Below are 9,190 nucleotides of genomic sequence, written 5' to 3'. Positions count from 1 at the left end.
CATCCGTGAGGGTCAGCAGCTCCTCACCGGTAACCATCGACACCGGGCAGCCGTTTTTACAGGTGTCTACCGCGCAGACTGAAGCATCCCCATTGGGGGTTTTCGCTGAAACAGGCACATCATCCACATGCTCCTGCTTCACCAGCGCCGTGCGCGCCTTCTTAGGCTTTCGGACCAACGCTGCCGGATTCGAAACCTCATCTGCGCCAGCCTTCAATGGCACCGCCGCTGCCTTAACCGACACCGGATCATTTTTAAGCGACACCGGCTTAAGCACACTGGGGTGCCAATCCAGGAGCGGCGCGTCGCCCAGCTTGGCCATCTGCTCCAGCAACACCCGTGCTCGGCCGGACCTGACCTTGCCCAGCACCTGCGCACCCATGCGCACCGCCACACCCATACCGCCTGTGGCCAACAGCAACAGCAGATTGAGCAGCACCTCGGGAGTCATTTCTCCCAGCAGCTCGTTCATATCCGGCGGCGCAAGCAATTGCGCCCAACTGAACATCGCCGACAAGTAGATGAACAACAGCGGTTCATCACTCAGCACCAGAAGACCGTTGGCAATTGCCTCATTGCCAAGCTTCAACAGCTCTTCAAGTTCGCCTTGGGAGATGTAGTGCAGCAACTTTTCGCTATTGGGCTTGATGTCCGCCAGTAAGTCGTACAGGTTTGGAATACCGTCCCAAAGGCTGTACAGCGTGTTCGCAACCCCTCGTACAAACGCTGCGTCCATCAACTTGCGACGGTCGAGGGGGCTGGCGTTTGAATACTGTTTCCACTGCTCCTCGAAGGTGTTCGTCCATTCGGTGCGCAGGCTGCTTTCCAGCGAGCTGATCACCGATTGGTAAGAGGCGTAGAGCGCCTTGACGTGATCCCTGGAAACATTGGGATAAAAGCTGACCTGATACTGCTGGTTGCGGGTGCAGTCGGTGACTTCGAGAATGCCGCTGGGGCCGATGGTTTTATGGATGGGAGGGCCGATCGGGCTGCCGTCCTCGGCGATGGCCTGGAGCATGACCGGTGTGTTGCCGATCGGCACAAACCGCTTGCTCTCAAACATATGCACCAAGGTCAGCGCACCATTGGGTTTGCACACCGCAACGGTGGTACTTGGGGCTTTAGAGGAAACAGGGGCGACCAGCGCGACCTCATCCCCCACCTTGAACACTTGCTCGACGTCCAGCGCCGAAACGCTCCAGAAGCTCTCAGCCCAATCGTCAAAGGTGTTAAGGCACTCCCTGAAGTCACGGAGGACGGCTTCAACGTCCCTCGTCTCCACATGCATGGGGGCCAGGGCCAATCTGCCAATGGCCGGACTCAAGAGGCAGCCCCATCGGGCAGGGCGTTAATCGGAAAAAGCATCGGCGTTCCCTCGCGCTGTGTGATCAGGCGAGGGACTTTGCAGGGGTTTGTAAGAGAAAGAAGTCAGAGCTATCCACTGCTATGGATAGGACGTTTCGCCAAATCCCCGACTAAACCGGGCAGTTTTCGTAAGCCAAATCCGCTGCAAAAATAAAACCCACAAAACCCACATACACAACAAATCCAACTTGACAGCTGCCATTCCGTTGGCGTCTATTGACGTGCCCGCTGGATCATTTCGCAGATGTCCCTGGATGCTCAATGAAGACTGAAACCTCACTGACCCAAATGCCCAGCGTGCTAGACGCGGCCGACCGCATACGCCAAGGCACACTCACCCCTGTGCAACTGGTGGAGCAAAGCCTCGAAGCCATCAAAACCCACAATTCCACACTGAATGCCTTTGGTGACGTCTACACCGAATCCGCGCTGGAGCAGGCTGAAATCCTGACCGCAGAAGCGCACGCCAACCAATTTCGGGGCCCGCTCCACGGCATCCCCTTCGGCATCAAAGACCTGTTCTCCACCGCCAACCTGCGCACCACCCGCGGCTCGCTGACCGGCCTGGAAAACGTCCCCACCCAGGACGCGCCGATCATCCGCCGCCTCAAGGAGGCCGGCGCGATCATCCTCGGCAAGACCGCCACCACCGAATTCGGCTGGACCGGCGCCAGTACCTCCCGCGTCTTCGGCAACGGTCGCAACCCGTGGAACCCGCAACTCACCAGCGGCGGCTCCAGCTCCGGCTCGGCCATCGCCGTGGCGGCACGAATGGTCCCCGCCACGCTGGGCTCCGACGGCGGCGGTTCGGTGCGTATCCCGGGCGCCTTCTGCGGTGCATTCGCCCTCAAAGGCTCGCTGGGGCGCATCCCCACCTGGCCCTGGTCCGCCACTGAAATGCTCAGCCACGCCGGCCCGATCACCCGCACCGTGCGCGACAGCGCGTTGCTCTTCGATATCCTGTCCGGCCCCGACCCGCTGGACCACCAGGCCTTGCCCGCGCCTACCGAGTCCTACCTGGCGCGCTGCGATCGGCCGCTGGGCCCGTTGCGCGTCGCCTATTGCCCCACCTTGTTCCATACCCTGGTGGACCCGGTCATCGCCGCCACCGTCGAAGCGGCGGTGCATTACCTCGCGGATGAGCTGCCGGTCACCGTCACCACCCTGACCCTGGACTGGCAAGACCCGCTGTCCACCTTCGAAACCCTGTGGGTTGGCGGGCGCGGCATTGCCTACGGTAAATCCCTGGCCGACCGCCTCGACCAATTGGACCCAGGCTTCGCCGCGCTGATCAAACGCTCCGCCGATTACGACTTGGCTGCCTATCTCAAGGCCGTGCAACAACGTGCACTGTTCGCCAATCAGGTACACGCGCTGTTTAACGATTACGACGTGCTGCTGATGCCAACCATGCCGATCCTGCCGTTCGCCGCCGACCGGGTTGCCCCGCAAGGGTGGCCAGGCGAGGAGGGCGCCGTGCCGTGGGCACGGTGGACGCCGTTTACCTATCCGTTCAATATCACCGGCAACCCCGCCGCCAGCCTGCCCTGTGGCTTCAGCCCGAGCGGTTTGCCGATTGGCTTGCAGGTGATCGGCCCTCGGTTTGCCGACGCCCAGGTGCTGCAGTTCTGCGCAGCCGTGGAAGCCATCGCGCCTTGGGACCAGCACCTTCCCCCGATGCTGACGCCCTGATTGATTGCACTCGGAGTGGGCTCAAAAGAAGCCCGCCCGTGATAAACGCTTTGTGTTGTCCTGCCCTTTCACACCCTGATGAGTGAGAGGTACCCGTGACCCTGTCCATGGCCGTATTACGCCCTATGCTCTGTGCTGAACCGGCTTGCGCCGCGTTTCGCCGTGGGTCGCGCAATGGCGGCCGCCTGAACCTGCCCTGGAATACTTCTTTTATGCTCAACCAGCCACGTCTCGACGAAATCATGCTCCTGCTCACCCAACACCAGCGCGTCAAGGCGTCGGACCTGGCGCAGGCGCTGTTCGTTTCCGAAGAAACCATCCGCCGCGACTTCAAGTACCTGGAAGAAGCCGGCAAGCTGCGGCGCATCCACGGTGGCGCGATCCTGCCCCGGCTCAACGAAGAACAGCCGTTGCAAGTGCGCAGCCGCATCAAGCCCCAGGCCAAGGCGCGCATCGCGGTGTGTGCGGCGAAGCTGGTGAGTGAAGGCATGGTGCTGTTTCTGGACACCGGCACCTCGACCCTGGCCCTGGCCCAGCAACTGACCGGGTTCAGCCAGTTGCGCATCATCACCAACTCCCTGGACATCGCCCGCCTGATCACCGAGCAAAGCGCCAACCAGGTGCTGGTGGTGCCCGGCGATGTGCGCCGCAACGACAACGCGCTGATTGGCGCCCACACCCTGGAATTCGTCCGACAGTTCCACTACGACATTGCCTTCATGGGCATCGGCGCTGTCGACCTGGAGCTGGGCTTTATGGACTACCAGGAACCCGAGGCGCTGCTGCGCCGGGAGCTGACCAAACACAGCCTGCGCAGTGTGATCCTGGCCGACGACGCCAAGTTCGGCCACCGCACGTTTATCAATACGCTGCCGTTCAGCGCCATCACGACCCTGGTCACCAATCGTGCGCCGTCTGATGATTTTGCGACTCGCCTGGAGCAAGCCCATGTCGACATTCTTTACCCCTGAGTGGCTGTCGCCCAGTGAACAGGACCTTGAAACCTTTGAGGTGCTGTTTCGCGACACTTCCGCCATCGGCGCGACCAAGGCCGGTGGGCTGCATCGCCTGGCGGCTTCGGCCGAGGACGGCGCAGTGCGCGATCTGTTCGCAGCCTGGCTGAGCGAACGCGGCTTTGAAGTGCGCGTGGATGCAGTGGGTAACATGTTCGGTTTGATCACCTTTAATTCAGACGCGCCCTACGTACTGTGCGGCTCGCATCTGGACAGCCAGCCCAGCGCCGGGCGTTTTGATGGCGTCTACGGCGTGCTGGCCGGTGCGGTCGCGGTGGCCAGCCTGGCCCGCCAACTGCGCGAACGCGGCGAAGTACCGGCGTGCAACCTGGCGGTGGTGAACTGGACCAACGAGGAGGGCGCGCGCTTCCAGCCCAGCCTGATCGGCAGCAGCGTGTTCACCGGCGACCTGGCGCTGCAAGACGCCTGGGCCTGCCGCGATGGCGACGGCATCAGCCTCAAGCATGCGCTGCAACAGATTGGTTATCTGGGGGAGGGCCGCGTCGAGTTGGACGTTGCCGGTTACGTGGAAATCCATGTCGAACAAGGCGACGGCCTTGAGCGCGACGGCCTGGCCATCGGCGTGGTCCGCGACACCTGGGCCGCCCTCAAGCAACGGATTCGTTTCATCGGCGAACAGAACCACACCGGCCCCACGCCCATGGCCGCGCGCAAGGACGCCCTGCTGGCCGCCGCTCATGCGATCACCGCTGTACGCGCCGAAGCCGACCTGCACGGCTTAAAACTGCACAGCTCGGTGGGGCGCCTGGAGATCTACCCCAACTCTCCCAACGTGGTGCCCTCCAGCGTGACGCTGCACGTGGAATACCGCTCGCCAGACACCGAATTGCTGGCCGCAGCCGGTGCACGCCTGGACGCCAGCCTCAAGGCCACTGCCAGCGCCACGTCGACGGACTACAGCATCGAAAGCCGTGCCCTGCGTGAGCCCACTCACTTGCACCACGGGTTTGCCGAATTGGCCTACAGCGTTGGCCAGCAACTGGGTTTGCCCATCGGCAACAGCGTCACCGTTTCAGGCCACGACGCCATCAGCCTGAGCCGGCATTATCCGGTGTGCCTGCTGTTCATTCCGAGCAGCAACGGCGTGTCCCATAACGAAGCGGAGTTCACCAACGAGCAGGACATGCGCAACGGTTTGCACATGCTGACTGCGTTGCTGCACAGCGCCTGTTCCACCCCCAACGCCTACCGCTGAGGTCTGCCATGTCGAGTCGTTTGCAAGCAAAGTCACGGCTGCTGGGCGCCCTGGAGGCCGCCGGTTTGTCCGCCCATGTGATGATCGAGGAGGGCACCGCCGGGATTGCCTCGCCGGTGCGCCTGGCCACCGAGTGGGCAGGCTTTACCGTCACCGCGCCGTGGGGCCAGTGTTACGCCAAGGTCTTGCATGACGACATGCGCGCGTTGATCGACATCGAGCGCACCGTCCGCGCCACGCAACTGGCGGCGGATTGCGACGTGACGCCAGGCGTGCGCCTGGTGGATGCGGCGGCCGGCGTGTTGCTGCTGGACGCCTTGCCCGCCAGCGAATGGCGCTGGGCACGCCTCGACGAACTGATGCAACCCCAGCGCCTGCAGGCGCTCTGGGCCCTGAAGAAACAACTGCACCAAGGCACCTCGCCGGGCTTCAGCCGCTCGCCGCTGCAAGACATCCAGCACCTGCGCGAATTATGCGTGCGTTACAGCGTGGCCTTGCCCATCGACCACGCCTGGATCAGCACCTGCATCGACTTGGCCTGGACCTCCCTGCAATTGAGCGCCGGTGACTCGGTGCCGCTGCACGGCGACGGCGTGGCCAGCAATGTGATGATCGGCCCGGACGGCGCCTTGCAACTGATCGACTTCGACTACGCTGGCTGCGGTGACCCCTGGTACGACGTGGCCATCAGCCTTAACGAGTTGTATGTCTTCGAAAGCGACTGGCGCGAAGGCATCCATGCCTGGTCCGGCCAATGCCGCGAAAGCGACTACGCGCGCTGCCGGTTGTATGCCTTGATCAACGATTGGTACTGGACCCTATGGGGCCTGTGGGTCGGCGCCACCTCGGCGCGGCCGCTGGAGTTTTCCAAAGTCGGGCAGTGGACGTTGTTGCGCTGCCGCCAAAGTCTGCACGACCCACGGTTCGAAAGTTGGCTACGTCAGGTACAGGAGGGGCAGGCATGAAAGCGTTAGGTGAGGGGTGTACGCCACAAGAGTGCCAGCTGGAAGCGGCGGTGCGCGGGGTTGCCAGTTGGGGCGGCACCGGGATTCGTTATGAACCGGTCAGCGGCGGGATTTCCAACACCAACTGGCGGGTGGAAGTGGCCGGGATCGACACTGCGTATTTCTTCAAGGTGCCCGGTGTGGGCACCGAGATGTTTATCGACCGCCGTACTGCCCACGACGCCAGCCTCAAGGCGGCGCAAACCGGCTATGGCGCGCCGGTGTTTGCCTTCCTTGAAGAGTTCGGCGTGGAAGTCTTCGAGTTCATGGAAGGCTGGCGCGCCTCCTCCAACCACGACTTCCTCGACCGCGACGTGCGCCATAACGCGCTGCACGCCCTCAAGGCCTTTAATGACCAGCCGCCGCTGGTGCAGACCAAAACCGTGTTCGACATGATCGCCGAGCACCAGCGCCAGGTCGAACAACTCAACGGCTGCAAACCCGCCGACGACGCGTGGCTGCGTCGCCAGTGCGATCGCGCACGGGGCGTGTTGCAAGCCTCCGGCATCGACCTGGCACCGTGCATGAACGACACCCTGGCGGGTAATTTCATGCTCAATGACCGTCGGCAAATTCGCCTGGTGGACTTCGAATATGCCTCCAACAACGACCGGCATTACGAGCTGGCGCTGTGGTTCGGCGAGATGTTTTTCACCGACGAAATGGAGCTGGCCCTGATCGAAGACTACTTCGGCCAGGTCACCCCGCAGAACCTGGCGCGCATCAAGTTGCACAAGGCCCTGGCAGACATCAAATGGTCGACCTGGGCGATGGTGCAGCACGCGGTGTCGCAGCTGGATTTTGACTTCTACAAATACGGCACCTGGAAGCACATGCGCGCCCGCAGCATCATCAACGATTCGCAATGGGAAACCTGGCTAAGACAGGCCTGAGCCTGCGCCACACAACAATAATGCATTGAATGAAGTCACTTTGGCGTCGATTGGCGCTTACGTTTTCACTGCTTGATTTTTGTTTGATCACACAAAAAAACGATCCACAAATTCAAGGAGCACCCGACTCATGAAATCCGATACCGCACCACCCGGACGCCTCAAGAGCCAAATCTTCGGCGTGTACTTTTTCCTGTTGCTGATGCTCGCCTTATTCCCGCCGTTCTATTTGAGCGTGAGCGGCAGTACCGCGTTGGTACTGGGCATTCCGTTGCCGATCTTCTACTGGATCGCCATTGCGGTACTCGCGGGCCTGGGCCTGTGGGCGTTGTACGTCGCCGAGCTGAAAGCCGGTGAAATACCCGAAGAGGGGGATGCGCAATGATCAGCACCACCAGCGATGCCAACCTCTTTATCACCTTCGGCGTCATCGGCCTGTTTTTGGCCGGGATGATCGCCGTGCTGTACGCCACCAACCGCGAGAGCACGAGCTTTTCCGATTACGCCGTGGGCGGGCGTTCCTACGGGCCGTGGTACATCGCCATGTGTTACACCAACTCCTGGTGGCCGGGCTCGACCTTTACCGCATTTTTCGCCCTGACCATCGGTGGCGCCCTGGGTTTTTACGGCATGGTCTACGCCACCCTTGGCGTGACGGCGATGTACCTGATGGCGCGCCGCGCCTGGACCTGGGGCCAGCGCTTCAACTTGCGCACCCAGCCGGATCTGCTCGGCATGCGCTTCAACAGCCCGGTGGTTAAACGCGTGGCCTCGATCATCGGCATCATCTCGGTATTCCCGTGGGTGGTGATGGGCATCCAGGCGTTGGCGATGCTGTTCCAGTTCGCCAGTTTCGGCCGTTGGGGCGTCACCACCTGCCTGATCGCCGGCGTAGTGGTGGTGCTGGTGCGCCAATACTGGACCGTGAGCATGGGCATGCGCGGGCTGATCATGACCGACATGTTCCAGGGCCTGATTGCCTATGTATTGTGCGCGGCGCTGTGTGTGTTCCTGCTGTTCGGCGACCAGGCGTCGTTCTCCAACCTGTCGCACTTGCCGGCGAAAATGCTGCTGATTCCAGGCGCCAGCGGCACCGGTTATGGCCCGTTGTATATGTTCAGCCTGATCTTCACCGGGGTGATCGGCTCGATGTGTTGGCCTATGAGTTTCCAGCGCATCTACACCGCCAGCGGCGTCAAGGCGGTGAAGAAAGGCACGCTGTACACGATCCTGTTGGTGGGTGGTTTCTACGGCATTTTGATGCTGTTCGCCGCGGCCATCAGCCAGGACCCGAACGTCATCGCGCACCCGCAACAAGGCTGGTTCCTGTCGCTGTTCGACATCGGCGGGCCGTGGATGCTGGCGCTGGCGATCGTTATCGTGCTGGCGGCGAGCATCGGCCACGTGGACGGCTGCGTGCAGGTCTGCGGCACCCAGTTCGCCAACGACCTGGCCACCTGGAACACCCCGCGTACCGATCGCCAACTGACGCTGCTGGCCAAGTCGGGGATGGTGGTGTTTATCGTCGCCGCTTCGGTGCTGGCGTACCTGACCTTTGATTACGCGCGGTTGCAGTTGCTGGCGCAGATTTCCTACCAGGGGATTATCCAGTTGGCGGTGCCGCTGTTCTTCGGGATCTTCAGCCGTCGCGGCAACAAGGAAGGCGCGATTGCCGGGATGCTGGCGGGGATCGTGGTGGCGATTGTGCTGACGACGATTTACCCGGATGACATTCCCGGGTTGGGCTCGTTGACCAGCGGGATCGTCGGGTTGGTGGTCAATGCGGGGATTTTTGTAGTGTGTGCGTTGGCGATCAAGCCGAGTGCGCAGGAGAGTGCTCGGGTGGAGCAGTTGTTTGAGATGGCGGCGCCGGGTCGCAAAGTACCAATGGGGGCAACGCCTGTCTTGAGCTGAGCCAAAACCTCAAAACCAATGAAGATCAACTGTGGGAGCGGGCTTGCTCGCGAATGCGCAGTGTCAGTGCCAGATTTATTGGCTGATACACCG

The 9,190-nt window shown here is 61.8% G+C and carries 7 protein-coding genes and 1 pseudogene; 7 read left to right on the top strand and 1 reads right to left on the bottom strand.

The annotated features are described in order from the left end of the window. Positions 1-1,324 (bottom strand): annotated as a pseudogene (locus tag CEC48_RS30080) (type IV secretion protein Rhs); the annotation flags it as partial. 302 nt (positions 1,325-1,626) lie between these two features. Here CEC48_RS30080 and CEC48_RS30075 point away from each other — a divergent pair. The 7 genes from CEC48_RS30075 to CEC48_RS30045 all read left to right on the top strand — a co-directional run bounded on the left by CEC48_RS30075 (position 1,627) and on the right by CEC48_RS30045 (position 9,097). After that, positions 1,627-3,057, top strand: coding sequence for an amidase (locus CEC48_RS30075; RefSeq protein WP_176438806.1), 1,431 nt, complete (start codon positions 1,627-1,629; stop codon positions 3,055-3,057). A 212-nt stretch (positions 3,058-3,269) separates the two neighbouring features. Then, complete coding sequence (locus CEC48_RS30070) at positions 3,270-4,028, top strand: DeoR/GlpR family DNA-binding transcription regulator (RefSeq protein ID WP_088427140.1); 759 nt, start codon at positions 3,270-3,272, stop codon at positions 4,026-4,028. Then, the gene (locus CEC48_RS30065; protein ID WP_088427139.1) at positions 4,006-5,286 is read left to right on the top strand and encodes a M20 family metallo-hydrolase; all 1,281 of its coding nucleotides are present in this window, start codon (positions 4,006-4,008) and stop codon (positions 5,284-5,286) included. Before CEC48_RS30070 ends, CEC48_RS30065 begins: the two co-directional genes overlap by 23 nt. 8 nt (positions 5,287-5,294) lie before the next feature. Continuing rightward, positions 5,295-6,251 (top strand): aminoglycoside phosphotransferase family protein, encoded by a 957-nt coding sequence (locus CEC48_RS30060; RefSeq protein ID WP_088427138.1) that lies wholly within the window; start codon positions 5,295-5,297, stop codon positions 6,249-6,251. Next, the gene (locus CEC48_RS30055; RefSeq protein ID WP_088427137.1) at positions 6,248-7,183 is read left to right on the top strand and encodes a choline kinase family protein; all 936 of its coding nucleotides are present in this window, start codon (positions 6,248-6,250) and stop codon (positions 7,181-7,183) included. Before CEC48_RS30060 ends, CEC48_RS30055 begins: the two co-directional genes overlap by 4 nt. Before the next feature lie 130 nt (positions 7,184-7,313). Further along, the gene (locus tag CEC48_RS30050; RefSeq protein WP_088427136.1) at positions 7,314-7,568 is read left to right on the top strand and encodes a hypothetical protein; all 255 of its coding nucleotides are present in this window, start codon (positions 7,314-7,316) and stop codon (positions 7,566-7,568) included. Then, positions 7,565-9,097: a sodium:solute symporter gene (locus CEC48_RS30045; protein WP_088427135.1), complete on the top strand. Its 1,533-nt coding sequence runs from the start codon at positions 7,565-7,567 to the stop codon at positions 9,095-9,097. Before CEC48_RS30050 ends, CEC48_RS30045 begins: the two co-directional genes overlap by 4 nt. Positions 9,098-9,190 lie beyond the last annotated feature (93 nt).

The sequence above is a fragment of the Pseudomonas sp. K2I15 genome, from assembly GCF_002204795.1.
In the GTDB taxonomy this organism is placed as follows: domain Bacteria; phylum Pseudomonadota; class Gammaproteobacteria; order Pseudomonadales; family Pseudomonadaceae; genus Aquipseudomonas.
The sequence above is the reverse complement of the archived record's forward strand: the minus strand, read 5'-3'. Positions and strand labels throughout refer to the sequence as shown.